Here is a 1,186-nt window from a genome sequence, read left to right on the forward strand (position 1 = left end):
TCTCGATCTCCTGAAGGTCGCGGGTGACAGTTGCTTGAGAGTGCGTGCGAAGGTGGTGCCCATGGCGCGGATCGAACGCGCGACCTCTCCCTTACCAAGGGAGTGCTCTACCACTGAGCCACATGGGCATCGATACTGGTCTGAGCCCGGCTCGACAGAACCAAGGCACACATCACTACCGACCGCCGAACCTTCCCATCGCCCGAAGGCCCGCAAACCCGTGGAACTGTGGAGCGGGAGACGGGAATCGAACCCGCGTCATTAGCTTGGAAGGCTAGGGTTCTACCATTGAACTACTCCCGCCCTGGGAGTCGCTGCCCGGACCGGCACAGCCATCGCATTACACGGTTTTGCGGCCCCGAAAGACCACGGCACTCTCAAACGAAAAACGATTCGCCCTGGTGGAGGAGGCTGGATTCGAACCAGCGTAGGCGTAAGCCAACAGATTTACAGTCTGCCCCCTTTAGCCACTCGGGCACCCCTCCGGGACGAGCCCGCGACTATATCACGGCGCCTTCGGCGGACAAGCGTCATCCCCCGGCCCCGCGCCGGATTCAGGCGCCCAGCGACCAGTCGAGCGGCCGGCCGGCGCGCGCCAGGAAGTCGGCCGAGGCCGAGAAATGCCCACAGCCGATGAAGGGCAGCGGCGGCCGGCGCGCCGACAGCGGCGACGGGTGGTTGGCCTGCCAGATGCGGTGCGGCCCGCCACCGGCGGCCACGACGGCCGCCTTGGCCTGGGCGTGCGCGCCCCACAGCAGGAAAGCCACCGGCTGAGGCTGCCGCGCGACTGCCGCGATCAGCGAGTCAGTGAGCACTTCCCATCCGAATTTCGCATGACTGCCGGGCAGGCCATCCTCGACGCTCAGGCTGGTGTTGAGCAGCAGGACGCCGCGCCGCGCCCAGGCGAGCAGGCTGCCCGAGGCCGGCATCGGTTGACCGAGGTCGCGCTGCAGTTCCGCGAAGATATTGCGCAGGCTGGGCGGAGGGCGCACCCCGGTGGGCACCGAGAACGCCAGCCCCTCGGCCTGGCCGGGGCCGTGGTACGGGTCCTGGCCCAGGATGACGGCACGCACCGAGTCCAGCGGCGTCAGTTGCAGCGCCCGCAGCGGCTGCGGCGGGTAGACGGTTGCGCCGGCCGCGCGGCGCGCGGCGAGCCGCTCCATTAGCCGCTGCCCGGCGACCGAGC

Annotated in this window: 1 protein-coding gene and 3 tRNA genes; all 4 read right to left on the bottom strand. The window is 68.6% G+C overall.

Going from position 1 to position 1,186, the window contains the following annotated elements:
* Positions 1-53: 53 nt before the first annotated feature.
* Positions 54-128, bottom strand: a tRNA-Thr gene (locus x551_RS22470).
* A 101-nt stretch (positions 129-229) separates the two neighbouring features.
* Positions 230-303: transfer RNA gene (locus tag x551_RS22475), tRNA-Gly, on the bottom strand.
* 96 nt (positions 304-399) lie between these two features.
* Positions 400-485, bottom strand: a tRNA-Tyr gene (locus x551_RS22480).
* 69 nt (positions 486-554) lie between these two features.
* A partial coding sequence (locus tag x551_RS22485) for a uracil-DNA glycosylase (protein WP_036251822.1) occupies positions 555-1,186 on the bottom strand: 632 nt, incomplete at its 5' end.

Origin of the sequence: Methylibium sp. T29 (assembly GCF_000576205.1) — a bacterium.
Lineage (GTDB): Bacteria > Pseudomonadota > Gammaproteobacteria > Burkholderiales > Burkholderiaceae_C > Methylibium > Methylibium petroleiphilum.